Source organism: Streptomyces venezuelae ATCC 10712 (assembly GCF_008639165.1).
GTDB classification, from domain to species: Bacteria; Actinomycetota; Actinomycetes; order Streptomycetales; family Streptomycetaceae; genus Streptomyces; species Streptomyces venezuelae.
The window spans coordinates 3,682,636-3,699,215 of record NZ_CP029197.1 but is presented as its reverse complement, the minus strand read 5'-3'; the positions used below and the strand labels follow the sequence as shown (position 1 = coordinate 3,699,215).

Sequence of the window (16,580 nt, the reverse complement as noted above, 5' to 3'; positions counted from 1 at the left end):
CCGCGCGGCCTTTCTCACAGAGAGGCGCCCCTCCGTCTGGACTAGGGTGTCCGGAGCCGGACGGAGGGGGCGCACCCATGCCCGCGAGCGGAGCTGTCACCCGCAACACCTTGCGACAGCAGATCGCGGACGCGCTGCGTGACGAGGTGCTCGCGGGCCGTCTCCAGCCCGGTGAGGAATTCACCGTCAAGCAGATCGCCGAGCAGTACGGCGTCTCCGCCACACCCGTCCGCGAAGCCCTCGTCGACCTCTGCGCCCAGGGCCTCCTCGACTCCGACCAGCACCGCGGCTTCCGCGTCCACCAGTACTCCGTCGACGACTACCGGGGGATGGTCGAAGCCCGCAGGCTCGTCGTCGACGGCATCTTCCGCCGCGACGCCGCCATGGTCCCGCCCCGCTCCGCCCTCACGGAACCCGACCTCGGGATCGGGGTCGCGCTCGTCTCGATCCGGCGCAGGGGCGAGGCGGCGGCCCGCGCGGCCCGCGCCGGAGACCTCGACGTCCTCATCGGCTACGACATCCGCTACTGGCGCGAACTCGCCCGGCTGGTCGCCGCCAACGACTACATCGCCGACTTCCTCCACCGGCTCCGCGTCCAGGCCTGGGTCTTCTCCGTGCCCTACCTGCGCGCCGAACGGGACATGCTCGGCTGGCTGTGGAGCGGACACGTCGAGCTCGTCGACGCCATCACGCGCGGGGACGCCGACGCGGCCGTCGCGGTCGTCCGGGAGTACAACGCGCACGCGATGGAATGGGCGGACCGGGTTGAGGGCCGGTCGCCGAGGGCAGTTCCTCAGCGGGTGGACGGTGCCCGTGGGGCGCCGACTACCCTGGCCGTCCCCGCAAAACGCCCTGCGAGCACCCCCCGCAACTGACGGAGAGCGAGCCTCCCTTGGCCTGTGACCTGTGGCTGGTCCCCCTCGTCGACGTGCTGTGCCACAGCCCCGACAACCCCTTCGCCGAAGAGATCGCCGCGTACGACGCCGTGCTCACCGCCTCCGGCCTGCCGACGGTGCCCGTCTACGCGTACATGCCGGGTCTGTCCGGAGACGTCGCCCCCATCGCCGGCTTCGACTACGAGGCCCTGCACTTCCTGCGCCGCGCCTACCTGCTCCAGATGTGCGGACTGCCGGTCGAACCGGTCGGCGAGCTCGGCGGGGACTACGAACAGCTCCTGGAGATGTTCGAGGCGACCGCCCAACAGTCGCACCTCGTCTGGCACTACGACCACGCCGGCGCCTACGTGCCGGTCGACTTCCCGGTGCCGCTCGCCAGCGACGAGCTCCTGGAGGGCGGCGGGCCGCTCGGCTCCTCGTACGGGCTGCTGCGCGAGCTGGAGTACGTGGCGCCCTCGATCGGCATCGACCCGGCGAACCCGCCGGCCGCCCCCGTACCGCCGGAGCGGCCGACGTCCCTGGAGGAGCCGGCCGTACCGGCCCCGCTCGACGGCGGCCCCTTCGCGCGCGAGCGGCACGTGTGGCTCGGGCTGCACGCCGCGGCGACCCGGAGCCTGGCCCAGGGCTCGATGATCATCCTGAGCTGACGACGTCCGCGGGGCTTCCCCGGGGCCCTTCCGCCGGAGGCCCGCGTCAGCGGGCCTCCGGGGGCCGCTGACGCGGCATGTTCGGCCGGGTGCCGGGCGGCAGCGGGAAACGGCCCGACGGATGGGAGCTCTCGGCCCGCGCGGGCACCACGCCCACCGACTGGAGCGCCAGCGGCGCCGGACCCGAGCGGAACTCGACCATCCAGTCCGCGGTCTCCGCCCGTACGAGCTCCGTCACGTCCTCCGAGAAACGGCGCAGCACACCCAGACACCGCTCCGCGGCCTCGCTCGCGGTGCCCTCCGTGGGTCCCAGGACCTCCCGGACGCTCTCCGAGGCCCAGTCGAACTGCAGGGCCTGAAGACGCCGCTGCACGGCCTGGGCCGTCGCCACGTCCCTTATCCAGCCGGACGTCAGCCCGAAGTACCGGTCGCAGGCCATGCAGGCGGCCCCGAGCAGCAGCGAGAGATAGCCCCAGCCTGCCGTGCCCTCGGCCACGCCCGTCAGGTCGAGCAGCGGCAGCGCGGCACCCGCGATCACCCCGACGGCCGTGCCGAGCCGCAGGACCCGGGCGCAGCGGCGCTTCCAGACGCGGTCGGAGAGGTACCACTCGGCGGTCCGCAGGGCGTTGGACTCCACCCACCGGTACAGCTCGTCGAGCCGTTCCGCGGGCTCCCCCCAGTCGCCCAGGGGGAACGGCGTACCGGTCAGATCGCGGTGAACGTCTCCCCCGGGGGGTCCCGGTGGCTGCATCTCCGGCTGCTGGCTCACCGGGGGACTCCTCTGTTCAGCTCAGTGCTCGTGTCCTTCTGTGACGTGCGGTGCACGTGGTGCCTGCCCTTCCTACCGCCGAATGGTGGGCGGCGGGCCCGGAATCCCGGGATTTCCGCCCACAAGGGGGTGTTGATCAGGTAGAGGAGCCCGCAGTTTCTCACTCGAACGAGTGATGGAGGCAGGGCGGGCAGGGACCACGTAGGCTCGGCGTACCGACATACGGACGTACCGAACCTCAGGAGTGACCGTGATTCCCGGTGGTGGTCAGCCCAACATGCAGCAGCTTCTCCAGCAGGCCCAGAAGATGCAGCAGGACCTCGCCCGCGCCCAGCAGGAGCTGGCCGCGACCGAGGTCGACGGACAGGCGGGCGGCGGCCTGGTCAAGGCGACCGTGACCGGCTCCGGCGAGCTGCGCGGCCTGGTCATCGACCCCAAGGCGGTCGACCCCGAGGACACCGAGACGCTGGCCGACCTGATCGTCGCCGCCGTCCAGGCCGCCAACGACAACGCCCAGCAGCTCCAGCAGGCCAAGCTCGGCCCGCTGGCCCAGGGCATGGGCGGCATGCCGGGCCTCGGCTTCTGAGCCGCTCCGGGGCGGGGGCTTCCGGCCCCCACCTCCCGTGGGCTTCTTAGCCTCGCTTTAAGCCACTACCGTAAGAATCAAGCACTCCCTTGGAAGGGCGTTCCGTGTACGAAGGCGTGGTTCAGGACCTCATCGACGAACTGGGCAGGCTGCCCGGCGTCGGTCCCAAGAGCGCGCAGCGGATCGCCTTCCACATCCTCCAGGCCGAGCCCACGGACGTCCGCCGTCTCGCGCACGCCCTCCTGGAGGTCAAGGAGAAGGTCAGGTTCTGCGCGGTCTGCGGCAACGTCGCCCAGCAGGAGCAGTGCAACATCTGCCGCGACCCGCGCCGCGACCTGACCGTCATCTGTGTGGTCGAGGAACCCAAGGACGTCGTCGCGATCGAGCGGACCCGCGAGTTCCGGGGGCGGTACCACGTCCTCGGCGGCGCGATCAGCCCCATCGAAGGCGTCGGCCCGGACGACCTGCGCATCCGCGAACTGCTCGCGCGGCTCGCCGACGGCACGGTCACCGAACTGATCCTCGCGACCGATCCGAACCTGGAGGGCGAGGCCACCGCGACGTACCTGGCGCGGATGATCAAGCCCATGGGACTGAAGGTGACCCGGCTCGCCAGCGGGCTCCCGGTCGGCGGCGACCTCGAGTACGCCGACGAAGTGACCCTGGGCCGTGCCTTCGAGGGACGGAGGCTGCTAGATGTATGACGACCGGGCCGGCGCGCTCTCAGGGAGGCTCCTCCATGTCTGACCCCACGCTGCACGCGATCACCCAGAACCCGGACGACTTCGCCGTCCAGATCGCCGACTCCATCGAGAGCTTCATCGTCGCCACCACCGAGGTCGCCAAGGGCGACGAGCCGGACAGCGCGGTGCCCTTCCTGCTCCTGGAGATCTCGCAGCTGCTCCTGGCCGGCGGCCGGCTCGGCGCGCACGAGGACATCGTCCCCGACGAGCGCTACGAGACCGACACGGGCCCCGAGCCGGACGTGGACGACCTGCGCGAGAGGTTCGCGGCACTCCTCGACCCGGTCGACGTCTTCTCCGAGGTCTTCGACCCCTACGAGCCGCGCAAGGCCCCGATCCCGGCCCGGATCTCCGACAACCTCGCCGACATCGTCGCCGACCTCCGCCACGGCCTGGCCCACTACCGCGCGGGCCGCACCAGCGAAGCCCTGTGGTGGTGGCAGTTCTCGTACTTCTCCAACTGGGGCCCCACCGCCTCCGCCACCCTCCGCGCCCTCCAGTCCCTCGTCGCCCACGTCCGCCTCGACCAGCCCCTCGCGGCCCTCGACGGCCTCGACACGGACGAGGACCTCACCGAGGACGACCTCGCGGAGGAGGCGGGCCGCGTGATGGCCGAGGAGATCGGCGCCCCCCTGGGCATGCGCGAGCGCCTGTAGCGGGGTGTGAGCCCGCGCACACCTCGGCTCCTTCTCGCGTGCCGTCCGCAGTCCCGGGCAGGCAGTTCCCCACGGGCGGTCCGGGTCACTCCGACGTGATCACTTCCTGAGCGGGACATCTCAGGATGCGATATGCGGTCGGTGATTCCGGGCCGCTCGTTAAACTGAGCCGACCGCAGTAATGACTGCGGCACACACCGAGCGAGGAGCGCACGTGGGCCTTGTCGTGCAGAAGTACGGAGGCTCCTCCGTTGCCGATGCCGAAGGCATCAAGCGCGTCGCCAAGCGGATCGTGGACGCCAAGAAGAACGGCCACCAGGTGGTCGTCGTGGTTTCCGCGATGGGCGACACGACGGACGAGCTGATCGATCTCGCCGAGCAGGTATCCCCGATCCCTGCCGGGCGTGAGTTCGACATGCTGCTGACCGCGGGGGAGCGGATCTCCATGGCCCTGCTGGCCATGGCGATCAAAAACCTGGGCCACGAGGCCCAGTCCTTCACGGGCAGCCAGGCCGGTGTCATCACCGACTCGGTCCACAACAAGGCGCGCATCATCGATGTCACGCCGGGCCGCATCCGCACCGCCCTCGACGAGGGCAACATCGCCATCGTCGCCGGGTTCCAGGGCGTCAGCCAGGACAAGAAGGACATCACCACGCTCGGCCGCGGCGGGTCCGACACCACGGCCGTCGCGCTGGCCGCGGCCCTCGACGCCGAGGTCTGCGAGATCTACACCGACGTCGACGGCGTGTTCACGGCCGACCCGCGCGTGGTGAAGAAGGCGAAGAAGATCGACTGGATCTCCTTCGAGGACATGCTGGAGCTCGCCGCCTCCGGCTCCAAGGTGCTGCTGCACCGGTGCGTCGAGTACGCACGCCGATACAACATCCCGATCCACGTCCGCTCGTCCTTCTCCGGACTGCAGGGCACCTGGGTCAGCAACGAACCGCTCTCCGACGCAAAGGACCAGAAGGTGGAGCAGGCCATCATCTCGGGTGTCGCCCACGACACCTCGGAGGCGAAGATCACCGTCGTCGGCGTGCCTGACAAGCCCGGCGAGGCCGCGGCCATCTTCCGTGCCGTCGCCGACGCCGAGATCAACATCGACATGATCGTGCAGAACGTGTCCGCGGCGTCCACCGGCCTCACGGACATCTCCTTCACCCTCCCCAAGGCCGAGGGCCGCAAGGCCATCGACGCCCTGGAGAAGGCGAAGACCGCGATCGGCTTCGACTCGCTGCGCTACGACGACCAGATCGGCAAGATCTCCCTGGTCGGCGCCGGGATGAAGACCAACCCCGGCGTCACCGCGGACTTCTTCCGCGCGCTCTCCGACGCGGGCGTGAACATCGAGCTCATCTCCACCTCCGAGATCCGCATCTCGGTCGTCACCCGCGCCGACGACGTCAACGAGGCCGTGCGCGCCGTCCACAGCGCCTTCGGCCTGGACAGCGACTCGGACGAGGCCGTCGTCTACGGAGGCACCGGCCGATGACGCCGAAGCCGACGCTCGCGGTCGTCGGTGCGACCGGAGCCGTCGGCTCGGTGATGCTCCAGATGCTCACGCACCACGCGGACGTCTGGGGCGAGATACGCCTGCTCGCCTCCCCGCGCCCGTCCGGCCTCCCCCCTGCTCTCGACGCCACGAGAGCCGGGGGGAGCCGCACGGCCTCCGTGCGCGGGGAGGAGTGCGAGATCCTCGCGCTGAGCGAGGAGGCCCTGGAAGGCGTCGACGTGGCGCTCTTCCTGGTGCCGGACGAGGTCGCCGCCCGCTGGGCGCCGATCGCCGCCACCAAGGGCGCCGTCGTCGTCGACACCTCCGCCGCCTTCCGGGCGGACCCCGACGTCCCCCTCGTCGTCCCCGAGACCAACGCCCACGCCGCGCGCGTACGCCCCCGGGGCATCGTCGCGAGCCCCGGCTGCACCACCCTCGCCCTGATCGTCGCCGTGGGCTCCCTGCACGCCGAGTTCGGCCTCGACGAACTGGTCGTCACCGCCCAGCAGGCCGCCAGCGGAGCCGGCGCGGGCCAGGACGGGGCCGAGGCGCTCCGCGCGCAGCTCGGCCTGGTCGCCGGCCACGACGACCTGGGCACCCACCCCGGAGACGTACGCCGGGCCGTCGGCGAGAACACCGGCCCCTTCCCCGGACCCCTCGCGCTCAACGTCCTGCCCTGGTCGGGCACGCCCGGCGCCGACGGGGCCTCCTCGGAGGAGGAGCGCGTACGGGACGAGACCCGGCGGATCCTCGCGCTGCCCGCCCTGCGGGTCGCCGCCACCTGTGTCCGCGTGCCCGTCGTCACCGGACACTCCGTCTCCGTGCACGCCCGCTTCGAGCGCCCCGTCCCGCTGGACCGGGCACACGAGATCCTCGCCACCTCACCGGGCGTCGTGCTGTACGACGATCCCGCCGCGGGCGACTTCCCCACCCCCGCCGACGTCGTCGGCACCGATCCCGCCTGGGTCGGCCGGGTCAGGCGCTCCATGGACGACGAGCGCGCGCTCGATTTCTTCGTCTGCGCCGACAACCTCCGCAAGGGCGCGGCCCTCAACGCGCTGCAGATCGCGGAATCGGTTGTCGCAACTTTGTAGGATCTGTGAACGACCTGTGAGCAAATAGGCGTCAGATACCTCTTGAACTGCGGTGATGCCGTGGTCGACGATGCTCTTCCCCCTTACTGCAACCAGTAGTTGGGTGGAGGGCGTCTCAGCGTGCACTCACCAAGTGTGGCGCGGAGCACGCTGTGAAGCGGGGCATCGGGGGAGAACGGTTACGCATGAGGACGAACAACTCACCGTCGAAAAGGGTGACGCACGCGTACAACCCTGCCGGGGGGAAGCGTGTCCAACATGCGTGGCAGAGGTACTCGACATCGCGACCATCGCTCCGCACCGCGGCGCGGGCACGGCGGTGCTCCCCGTGCGGAGCGTCGGCGTCGTCCCCGTACGCGCGGCAGCGGTCGTCCCCGTCCGTGGATCAGCGGTCGTTCCCCCGCGCGGGCCGGCCGCCGGCACCGTCCGCGGTCCCGCCGTCGCCGCCTACCGGCGACCGCGCGGCCTCGGCGGCATGCCGGTGATCGCCCCCGTGCCCACCGGATCGCGCGCGAGCGCCGTCGACGGCATCCCGTCGCCCCGGACGAGCGCCGAAGGCGCCACGGCCGCCGGGACCACCGTCGACCACCTGACCGAGACCTACCGCGCCCACTACCGGTCGCTGCTCGGTCTCGCCGCCCTGCTCCTCGACGACACGGCCTCCTGCGAGGACGTCGTCCAGGAGGCGTTCATCCGCGTCCACTCGGCCCGCAAGCGGGTGCGCGAGCCCGAGAAGACGCTCGCCTACCTGCGCCAGACCGTCGTGAACCTCTCCCGGTCCGCGCTGCGCCGCCGCATCCTCGGCCTCAAGCTGCTGTCCAAGCCGATGCCGGACATGGCAAGCGCCGAGGAGGGCGCGTACGACCAGCTGGAGCGCGAGGACCTCATCAAGGCGATGCGCGGACTCCAGCGCCGCCAGCGCGAGGTGCTCGCCCTGCGGTACTTCTCCGACATGACCGAGGTCCAGGTCGCCGAGGCGCTCGGCATATCCCTGGGCTCGGTGAAGGCGTACGGTTCGCGGGGCATCGCGGCGCTGCGCGTCGCCATGGGAGCGACGTCATGAGCGTGGCACCCGGCAAGGACGGCGACGGTGACGCCCGAGACGAACGTGACGACCTGAGTGGACAGCGCATGGTGAACATCGAGCCCAACCCCGGCGAGGGCGACGGCGACGACGAACTCGCGCTGCGGCTCCTCTTCCAGAACGCCGTCTCCGGTCTCGAACCCTCCCACGGTTCCCTGGAGCACCTGCGCCGCGCCGTGCCCGCGCGGCGCGCCCGCAAGCGGCAGGCCGTCGTCGGCGCCGCCGCCGCGGCCGTCCTCATCGGCACCGCCGTCCCCGCCTTCGTGCACGTCGCCTCATCGGGCGGTGTCTCCGCCGCCGGCAACCCGGTGAACGCCGGCCACGGCGAGGAGGCCCAGGGCGGCACCGGCACCGAGACCGGCATCGAAGGCGGTCAGAGCCCCGACGGCCCCGCGAACACCGGAGCCCCGAGCCAGGGCGCGGCCGAGGGCTCTGCGGGCAAGCCGCAGCGGCCCGGCCCCGGCATCTCCGGCACCGGCCCCCGGGCGACCGCGGGCGCCGGCGACGGCTCCGTACCCCGGTGCGAGGCCGGCCAGCTCGGCGTCAGCGGCGCGCACGTCGGCGGCGCCGACGGCGAGGGCAAGGTGCACGGCGCCTTCCGCATCGCCAACGTCTCCGGCCGCGACTGCGTCGTGGACGGCAGCGGGGTCGTCAGCTTCGAGGCCCGCGGCGCGGCCGACCCGGCCCGGATCTCGGTGATCCGGCACACCTCGGGCGACGGCGGGAGCGGGCTCCCCGACCCCTCGCAGGAGTCCTCCGCGCTCGTGCTGAAGCCGAACGGCTCCTACGAGGTGAAGTTCGTCTGGGTGCCGAGCGACACCTGCCCCACCACCGGGACCACCCCGACCCCGACGCCGACCCCGACGAGCGACCCGCCGACCACGCCCCCGGTGACGCCGACCCCGACCGGCGGCACGGGCAACCCCGACCCCACGGGCACCGGCGGCACCGTCCCGGGCGGCTCGGAAGCGGGCGCGGACTCCGGCGCGGCACCCCAGCTGCTGCGCAGGGACGGCGGCACTGCCGACGGCAGCGTCGTGGTCAGCCACGTCGCGGAGCCGGGCGGCCCGTCGGCCTCGGCGACCATCCCCAACGCCTGCGCGGGCACCCTCTACCGCACCGGAGTCCTGGCCGGCTCCTGAACGGGGGCCCCGGCCGGGCACGGCCTGAGGCAGGGCGCGGCCGGGGCCCCGCCCCGCAGGCCCGGCGGTCTCCCCGCTACAGGCCCAGCGCCTCGTCGCGGGAGGCTTCCGCCTCGCGGCGCACCAGGCGGAACCACATGAAGAGGACGAAGCCCGCGAAGACGAACCACTCCGCGGTGTAGCCGAGGTTCTGGAAGGCCTTGGCGTCCAGGCCGGTGCCCGCCGCGGCGGACGCCGGGACCGGCGTGAGGCCCGCGGGGGAGTCCGCGAGCGTGATCCACGCGTCGTAGACCTCGTCCGTGACGACGTTCACCAGGGCCGCCGCGCTGATCATGCCCAGCTGCCCCTCGGGCAGCCCGCCGGCCGCGCGGACGCCCTTCGTGCCCGCCGTCTCCGAGGCCTGGAGCGCACCCACCACCGTGACCTCGCCGGCCGGCGGGGCGGGAGCCTTCGCGCCCGTGGGGAGCCAGCCCCGGACCACCGGCAGCGACCGGCCGCCGTCCGTCCGCAGCAGCGTCAGGACATAGCTGCCGGTCCGGCCGTCCAGCTCGCGGTCCGGGACGAGGAACTGCGCCCCGAACCGGCCCCGCGCCTCGGCCGACCGGCCCGAGGTCTCCTTGTCCACCGGAAGCAGCGAGTCCAGCGGCTCGACCGCCGTCGCGCTCGCGGCGGGCCGCCGCTCGGCCTCCTCGTGGGAGTCCACACGATCCTCGAACTTGCCCAGCTGCCAGGTCCCCATGAACACGCAGAACGGGATCGCCAGCAGGACGAAGACGTTGATCCCCCACCAGCGGGGCGTTCTCAGGAACCGGTACACGCCCCCCACGGTACGCAAACCGGCTCAGCCCTCCGTCGGCCGGGTCCCCGGGGCCTCACCCCCCAGGTGCTTCGCGGCGAAGGCGAGGTCCAGCCGCACCTGCTTGATCCGCTCCTCCACCACCAGCGAGCCGTGGCCCGCGTCGTACCGGTAGACCTCGTGCACCGCGCCCCGGGCCTTCAGCCGGTCCACGTAGTTGTCGATCTGACGGATCGGGCAGCGCGGGTCGTTGACGCCGGCCGAGATGTGCACCGGAGCCTTCACCGCGTCCACGTACGTCAGCGGCGACGAGGCCGCGTACCGCTCGGGCACCTCCTCGGGGGAGCCGCCGAGCAGCGTCCGGTCCAGCGCCTTCAGGGCCTCCATCTCGTCCTCGTACGCCGTGACGTAGTCCGCGACCGGCACCGCCGCGAGGCCGACCGCCCAGGCCTCCGGCTGCGTCCCCAGGCCGAGGAGCGTCAGATAGCCGCCCCAGGAGCCGCCGGAAAGCACGAGCCGGGCCGGGTCCGCGAGGCCGCTCTCCACCGCCCAGGCGCGGACCGCCTCGACGTCCTCCAGCTCGATCAGACCGACCCGGTGCTTCAGCGCGTCCGTCCACTCCCGGCCGTACCCCGTCGAGCCCCGGTAGTTGACCCGCACCACCGCGTACCCGTGGTCCACCCAGGCCGCCGGGCCCGACGCGAAGGCGTCGCTGTCGTGCCAGGCGGGCCCGCCGTGCACCTCGAAGACCGTCGGGAACGGTCCCTCGCCCGCGGGCCGCTGCACGAGCGCGTGCACTCTGCCGCCCGGCCCCTCCACCCACACGTCCTCCACCGGCACCGACGGCGGGGCCTTGGGGCCCGGAGGGTCGAGGACCACGCCGCCGTCCGTGGAGCGCACCACCGGCGGCTCGGCGGCCGAGGACCAGAGGTACTCCACGCTGCCGTCCGGCCGGGCCGTCGCCTCCGACACCGAACCGGCCGGGGTCTCCACCCGGACCAGGGCGCCGGTCGCGATCTCGTACCGCCAGAGCTCGCTGCGGGCCTCGAAGCTGTGCACGATCAGCAGCCCCGACCCGTCCGGATACCACTCGGCCGACACGTCGCCCGGCAGGTCGAGCGCCAGATCGGTCTCGGTGCCCGCCGCCACGTCCCAGAGCATCGGCTCCCAGCGGCCGCGCCGCTGGTGCCCGACGAGCAGCCGGGGGTCCCCGGCCACCGGCGCGAAGCCGAGGACGGCGAGCCCCAGCTCCTCCGTGCCCCCCTTGGTGTCGTCGAGCTCGGCGAGCACGCTCGCGTCCGAGGCGCGCAGCACCCGCAGCGCCGAGTGCATCGCGTCCCCGTGCTCGGTGTGCTCGATCGCGATCAGCGCCCCGTCGTGCGACAGGTCGCCGACCCCGGCCGACTCCCGGTGCCGGTAGATCTCGACCGGGGCGTCCGCCCCGGGACGGACCAGATGGACCGTCGTGCCGTCCTCGTCGGTGGAGCGGCCCACCACGACCGTGCCGTCCCGGCCGATGGCCAGCCCCGCCGGGTAGGAGGCGTCGAGCCCGGGCACGGCCGGCTCGTCGGCCCCGCCGCCGAACGGCTGGCGCATCCACACCCCGAACTCGTCCCCGTCGGTGTCCGCGAACCACCAGATCCAGCTGCCGTCCGGCGTCAGCGTGCCGTCCGTCGTGCCGTTCGGCCGGTCCGTGACCTGGCGCTGCTCCCCGCTCGCCCGGTCCCAGGCGTACAGCTCGTACGTCCCCGTCGCGTTCGACACGAAGAGCGAGCGGTCCGGGGCCTCCTCGGCCCACTCGGGCAGCGAGACGCGGGGCGCGCGGAAGCGCTGCTCCCACCGTGGGGTCTGGGTGATGTCCTTACGCTCAGTCATGGCACCCATCATGCTCCGCGCGGCCGACAATCGGGTCGCGTCGCCCCCAGCCTGTGGATAACCTCGCCGACATGTACTCTCCGACGCCCGAGGACTGGCACGAGGCCAACCGCGCACGCTGGGACGAGCGCGTCCCGATCCACGCCGCCAGCGCCTTCTACGACCTCGACGCCTTCCGCGCGGGCAAGGACGCGCTGCGGGACTTCGAGCTCGCGGAGGTCGGCGACGTCACCGGCCGCTCCCTGCTCCACCTCCAGTGCCACATCGGCCTCGACACCCTCTCCTGGGCCCGTCACGGCGCCTCGCACGTCGTCGGCCTCGACTTCTCCGAGCCGGCCGTCGAGGCCGCCCGTTCGCTCGCCGCCGACCTCGGCCTCACCCAGGACAGGGCCGCCTTCGTCGCCGCCGACGTGTACGACGCGGCCGAGGCCGTCCCGGACAGCGCCTACGACATCGTCTACACGGGCACCGGGGCGCTGAACTGGCTGCCCGACATGGAGCGCTGGGCGGAGACCGCCGCCTCGCTCGTCGCCCCCGGCGGCTTCCTCTACGTGGCCGAGTTCCACCCGCTGACCGACTCCCTCGACGACGAGACCGGCAGCCGGATCGTGAACGACTACTTCGTCCGCGAACCCTGGGTGGACACCAGCCCCGGCACGTACGCCGACCTCGACGCGCCCACCGTCCACAACCGCAGCGTGGAATGGGTGCACCCGCTCGGCGAGGTCGTCACCGCGATCGCCCGCGCGGGCCTGCGGATCGACTTCCTGCACGAGCACGACGCCTCGCTGTTCCCGCGCTACGGCGCGCTCCAGCACCACGAGGACGGCTACTACCGCTTCCCGGCGGACCGGCCCCGTATCCCGATGATGTACTCGATCAAGGCGACCCGACCGGCCTGAGCACCCCGACGGGCCGTCAGGGAGGCGGAAGCCCCGTCGTCCCGTCAGGCCGGTGTGGCCGGCCGCACGTGGTGCAGTCGGCGGCCGTCCGGACCGAGGACCTGCGCGCCGATCTTGTGGGTCCGCAAGGACAGCGCGGTGCCCGCGATCCGCAGCGCCGGCGCGGCCCGTACGAGACTCGCCGTCACCTCGTGCAGCTCGTCGACGGTACGCAGCCACAGCGCCAGCGACAGGTTGTGCGGGCCGGTGACCGAGGTCACGAGCCGCGTCTGGCGCAGCCGGGCGAGCGCCGCCACCGTCGCCGGCACGTCCAGGGGCGGTACGTCGGTGGTGACCATCGCCCACACCGGACGCCCGGAGAACCGGGGAGCCGGCAGACAGTGGTGGTGGAGGGCGCCGCCCGCCGAGAGGGCGTCCAGCCTCCGCCGTACCGTCGACTCGCTCGTACCGCACTGGCGGGCCAGTTCGGCCGCGCTGCGGCGGGCGTCCCCCGCCAGCTCCGCGACGATCCGGTGGTCGAGCTCGGTGAGCTGCGCCCGGCCCCGCGCCGCCCGCTCGCGAGCCTGCTCGCGCGCCGGCGTACGCGCCCGGCCGTCCCCGTGCGTGATCCCCCGGAGGAGCTGGATCTGCGAGGGGGTGAGCTGTTCGATCCGCGACCGGTAGGGGCGGTTGTGCAGCCGGGTCACCACCTGGGTCCGGGAGCGGATCACCCCGCTGAGCCGCCGTATCCGCCGGGCGAGGTAGTCGTCGAGGGCGTACAGGTCGGGGCAGACCACGAGCAGGACCAGATCCGCGTCGCCGGTCACCTGGTGGACGCCGAGGGTGCAGGCGTCGCCGGAGACCTCGACCGCGGTGGTCTCGGCGGCGCCCGCGACGCACTCCAGCTCGACCCAGGCGTAGAGCATCGCGTCGGCGCCGTGCCGGGCCGCCAGCAGCGAACTCCAGGCGTACCCCCCGGCCGTGAGGTGGTCCCAGCGCCGCGCGAGGGTGTCAGGGGTCGCCCCCAGAACGGACGACAACTGCGTCCAGCTGGCACGCGGGGCCATCTGGAGTGCGTGGATCAGCGAAAGATCCGCCTCTCCCAGGACGGAATCCCCGGTGCTCATTTCCCTCCCTGGCCGATCCCCGGCAAACCGCGGGTGTGGTTCCGGAGGCACCCCAGGATGTGGACCGGGGCGTCTGCATTCAAGCCGCAATGGCGTTTGTTCGCCATCGACTCAGGCATACGTCGACTCAGGCACACGTCACGGACGGGGAGAGGGCGGGGGATGGGCAGCACGGAGAGACGCCGGCCACCGGAGACCGGACACATCCTGTGGGGCGAACCGGTCAGCCCCGACCAGCTCGCCGCCGCCGAACACGGCTACACCCGCTGCGGCCCCGCCGAACGACTCCTGTGGGAGCGGCTCTCCGTGTTCGAGGGCGCCTTCGGCCTGGAAGCCGTCCGCGAGGTCTGCTCCTCCGGAACGCTCCCCTCCGCCGAGATCCCGGCGGTCCTCGAACGGCTCGCCCCCCTCGCCCTGCTGCCCGTCGACGACCTGTTCGACGGCGAGGACCCCGTCCCCCGCCACTGGATGCCGCCACCCATGCGGGCCGTGGGCGCCCGCCGGCTCACCCGACGCGGCGACCGCCGGGCCGTCGTCCAGCACCACCGGCGGTGGTGCCTGAGACTCGCCCGGCGGGCCGCCGACCAGTGGCAGGCCGGCCGCCAGCTCGACGCCCGGGACCTCGCCCTGCGCGAACTCCCGGACCTCGCCGCCGCGATGGACCCGACCACCGCGCCGCTCCCGCCGGGCGCCGAAGCCGACACGGCCGTCGAGACCGCCGTGTCCCTCTGGTTCCTGTGGGTGGCCTGCGGACGCACCTCCGAGGGCCGGACGCGGCTGCGGCACGCCCTCTCGCTGCGCACCGGACCGCCGACGGCCCGCGCCCTGTGGCTCGCCGCCTTCCTCGAGCTGGAGTCGGGCCGCCCGGAAGACGCCGATCCGCTCCTCGTCCAGGCCTGGGCGGCCGCCGTACGGGACGGTGACGACCGCGCGCTCGGACTCCTGGCCCATCTGCGCGGCGCGACCGCCCTCTACCAAGGACGCGCGGACGCGGCGGCGGAGGCGTTCCGGGAAGCCCTCGCGCTGATGGGGGAGTCCCCGGACTTCGGCCCCACCCGGCACGCCTGCTGGGTCGGACTCGCGCTCGCCCTCTGCCGTACCGACCCGGAGGCCGCGCAGGAGGCGCTCGACCGCGGGGACACCGACCGCGGCAGCCGGTGGCCCCGGGCGGGACGCGACCTGTTCGCCGACGCCTGGGCGCACGTCGTACGCGCCGAACTCGCCGCGTGGGACGGAGAGCTGGAGCGCGCCGCCCAGCACGCCCGCCGGGCGCTGCGCGAGCACCTGCGGCTCGGCTCCCCGGCCGGCGCGGCCGCCGCAGCGGAACTCCTCGCCCAGATACGGGTGTCGGCGGGCCGCCGGGACGCCGCGGCCCACCTCCTGGGCGCGGTCGACGTACTGAGGACCTCCGTCTTCGACATGGCGTACCGCCCGGCGGAGTTCTGCGCGGTGACCCGCGCCCGCAGCGAGTCGGCCCTCCGCACCCTCCTCGACGGCGCGGAACTGCGCGGGGCGTACGAAGAGGGGGCGAGACGGGGGCTGTTCACGTTGGCAGCGGAGGCGTGAGGGACGCGCCGCGCTGAGGCGCACGGCCGCGGCGTGCTGAGGCGCACGGCCGCGGCGTGCTGAGGCGCACGGCCGCCGCGTGCTGAGGCGCACGGGCCGCCGCGAGGCCCCGCGCCCTGCCGGGAAGCCACGCCCCTGCCTACGATGCCGTCATGTCGTCGCTCGCCCTCGCCGTGGCCACGGTCTTCCTCCTCCTCTTCGCGGTCGGTGTGCGACGCGACCGCCGCCGCTTCGGCAACGCCGTACTGCTCGGCCTCGCCGTCACCTTCGTCGGGCTCGGCCTGCTCGCCGGGATCGAGGACGCCCCGCCCGGCGTCGCCGAGACCGTGATGCTGGGCGGGCTGCTCGTCGTCGGGCTCGGCCCGATCGTCCTCGCCGGGCTGCTCTGCGCGAACGGCGTGAAGATGGTCCGCAAGGAGGGCAGGAGCCCGGGGAACCTGCTGTCCCTCCTCGCCGGGCTCGGCATGGTCGTCGTGATGGGCCTGGCGGTCGCCGCCGTCCTCACCCGGTCCCCCGTCCTGGGCACGATCGTCGGCACGACCCTGCTCGTCCTCGGCTACGTCTCGTTCCTCTTCCTCTGCTTCGTCGGCTACGCCTTCCTGTACGGCCGCCTGCGTCTGCGCCGCGACGCCGCCTACGTCGTGGTCCTCGGCTCCGGCCTTATCGGCGGCCGGCGGGTGTCCCCGCTGCTCGCGAGCCGCCTCGACCGGGGCCGCGAGGTGTACGAGAAGCTGGCCGCCCGGAAGCGGCGGGACGGCACCGCGCCCCTCCTCATCACCTCCGGCGGCCAGGGCCCCGACGAGACCCTGCCCGAGTCCCACGCGATGGCCGACTACCTCGTCGCGCGCGGCTTCCCGCCGGACGCGCTGGTCCGCGAGGACCGGTCGCGGACCACCGAGGAGAACCTGCTCTTCAGCAAGGAGCTGATGGAACGGGACCGGCCCGGCTCCGCCTGCGTGATCGTGACCAACAACTTCCACGCCTTCCGCGCCGCGATCCTGGCCCGCCGCGCGGGCGTGGACGGCCAGGTGGTCGGGTCGCCGACCGCCGCGTACTTCTGGCCCTCGGCGACGATGCGCGAGTTCGTCGCGGTGTTCCTCCAGTACAAGCGGGTGAACCTGGGGATCTGCCTGACGCTGGTCCTGCTGGGCGTGGCGGCGGGCGCGAAGCTCTGATCGGCTCGGCGGGGCTCTGATCGGCTCGGCAGGAAAGGCGGTCCGTAC

At 73.1% G+C, this 16,580-nt stretch carries 16 protein-coding genes; 12 read left to right on the top strand and 4 right to left on the bottom strand.

Features of this window, described 5'->3' with window-relative positions; translation table 11 throughout:
* The first annotated feature begins 77 nt into the window (after positions 1-77).
* The gene (locus DEJ43_RS16840; RefSeq protein WP_015034579.1) at positions 78-875 is read left to right on the top strand and encodes a GntR family transcriptional regulator; all 798 of its coding nucleotides are present in this window, start codon (positions 78-80) and stop codon (positions 873-875) included.
* Between the two features lie 17 nt (positions 876-892).
* Complete coding sequence (locus DEJ43_RS16835) at positions 893-1,543, top strand: hypothetical protein (RefSeq protein WP_015034578.1); 651 nt, start codon at positions 893-895, stop codon at positions 1,541-1,543.
* A gap of 46 nt (positions 1,544-1,589) precedes the next feature.
* On the opposite strand, the gene DEJ43_RS16830 is transcribed toward DEJ43_RS16835, so the two are convergent.
* Positions 1,590-2,294 carry an SLATT domain-containing protein gene (locus DEJ43_RS16830; protein ID WP_202491381.1) on the bottom strand — a complete coding sequence of 235 codons (705 nt, stop codon included), beginning with the start codon at positions 2,292-2,294 and terminating at the stop codon, positions 1,590-1,592.
* A gap of 268 nt (positions 2,295-2,562) precedes the next feature.
* Between DEJ43_RS16830 and DEJ43_RS16825 the strand changes: the two genes are divergently transcribed.
* The 7 genes from DEJ43_RS16825 to DEJ43_RS16795 all read left to right on the top strand — a co-directional run bounded on the left by DEJ43_RS16825 (position 2,563) and on the right by DEJ43_RS16795 (position 9,112).
* Positions 2,563-2,898 carry a YbaB/EbfC family nucleoid-associated protein gene (locus DEJ43_RS16825; RefSeq protein ID WP_015034576.1) on the top strand — a complete coding sequence of 112 codons (336 nt, stop codon included), beginning with the start codon at positions 2,563-2,565 and terminating at the stop codon, positions 2,896-2,898.
* Between the two features lie 104 nt (positions 2,899-3,002).
* Complete coding sequence (gene recR / locus DEJ43_RS16820) at positions 3,003-3,602, top strand: recombination mediator RecR (protein ID WP_041662562.1); 600 nt, start codon at positions 3,003-3,005, stop codon at positions 3,600-3,602.
* Between the two features lie 35 nt (positions 3,603-3,637).
* Positions 3,638-4,297, top strand: coding sequence for a DUF5063 domain-containing protein (locus DEJ43_RS16815; RefSeq protein WP_041662561.1), 660 nt, complete (start codon positions 3,638-3,640; stop codon positions 4,295-4,297).
* A 214-nt stretch (positions 4,298-4,511) separates the two neighbouring features.
* A complete protein-coding gene (locus DEJ43_RS16810; RefSeq protein ID WP_015034573.1) occupies positions 4,512-5,792 on the top strand; it encodes an aspartate kinase in 1,281 nt (426 codons plus the stop codon).
* Positions 5,789-6,886 (top strand): aspartate-semialdehyde dehydrogenase, encoded by a 1,098-nt coding sequence (locus tag DEJ43_RS16805; protein WP_015034572.1) that lies wholly within the window; start codon positions 5,789-5,791, stop codon positions 6,884-6,886. Before DEJ43_RS16810 ends, DEJ43_RS16805 begins: the two co-directional genes overlap by 4 nt.
* A 262-nt stretch (positions 6,887-7,148) precedes the next feature.
* On the top strand, positions 7,149-7,949 hold the full coding sequence (locus tag DEJ43_RS16800; protein WP_167537138.1) for a SigE family RNA polymerase sigma factor: 801 nt from the start codon (positions 7,149-7,151) through the stop codon (positions 7,947-7,949).
* Entirely contained in the window at positions 7,946-9,112 is a 1,167-nt protein-coding gene (locus DEJ43_RS16795; protein WP_015034569.1) for a hypothetical protein, read from the top strand. The genes DEJ43_RS16800 and DEJ43_RS16795 overlap by 4 nt, the downstream gene beginning before the upstream one ends.
* Positions 9,113-9,188: 76 nt before the next feature.
* On the opposite strand, the gene DEJ43_RS16790 is transcribed toward DEJ43_RS16795, so the two are convergent.
* Both DEJ43_RS16790 and DEJ43_RS16785 read right to left on the bottom strand, forming a co-directional pair.
* Positions 9,189-9,929 carry an SURF1 family protein gene (locus DEJ43_RS16790; protein ID WP_041662560.1) on the bottom strand — a complete coding sequence of 247 codons (741 nt, stop codon included), beginning with the start codon at positions 9,927-9,929 and terminating at the stop codon, positions 9,189-9,191.
* Positions 9,930-9,953: 24 nt separating this feature from the next.
* Positions 9,954-11,792, bottom strand: coding sequence for a S9 family peptidase (locus tag DEJ43_RS16785; RefSeq protein ID WP_015034567.1), 1,839 nt, complete (start codon positions 11,790-11,792; stop codon positions 9,954-9,956).
* Between the two features lie 62 nt (positions 11,793-11,854).
* On the opposite strand from DEJ43_RS16785, the gene DEJ43_RS16780 reads away from it, so the two are divergent.
* Positions 11,855-12,685, top strand: a complete 831-nt coding sequence (locus tag DEJ43_RS16780) for a class I SAM-dependent methyltransferase (RefSeq protein ID WP_015034566.1) — start codon at positions 11,855-11,857, stop codon at positions 12,683-12,685.
* A gap of 44 nt (positions 12,686-12,729) precedes the next feature.
* On the opposite strand, the gene DEJ43_RS16775 is transcribed toward DEJ43_RS16780, so the two are convergent.
* Complete coding sequence (locus DEJ43_RS16775) at positions 12,730-13,791, bottom strand: Lrp/AsnC family transcriptional regulator (protein ID WP_015034565.1); 1,062 nt, start codon at positions 13,789-13,791, stop codon at positions 12,730-12,732.
* Positions 13,792-13,953: 162 nt separating this feature from the next.
* On the opposite strand from DEJ43_RS16775, the gene DEJ43_RS16770 reads away from it, so the two are divergent.
* Both DEJ43_RS16770 and DEJ43_RS16765 read left to right on the top strand, forming a co-directional pair.
* A complete protein-coding gene (locus DEJ43_RS16770) occupies positions 13,954-15,357 on the top strand; it encodes a tetratricopeptide repeat protein (protein ID WP_015034564.1) in 1,404 nt (467 codons plus the stop codon).
* Positions 15,358-15,509: 152 nt separating this feature from the next.
* The gene (locus DEJ43_RS16765) at positions 15,510-16,532 is read left to right on the top strand and encodes a YdcF family protein (protein WP_015034563.1); all 1,023 of its coding nucleotides are present in this window, start codon (positions 15,510-15,512) and stop codon (positions 16,530-16,532) included.
* The last annotated feature ends 48 nt before the right edge of the window (positions 16,533-16,580 follow it).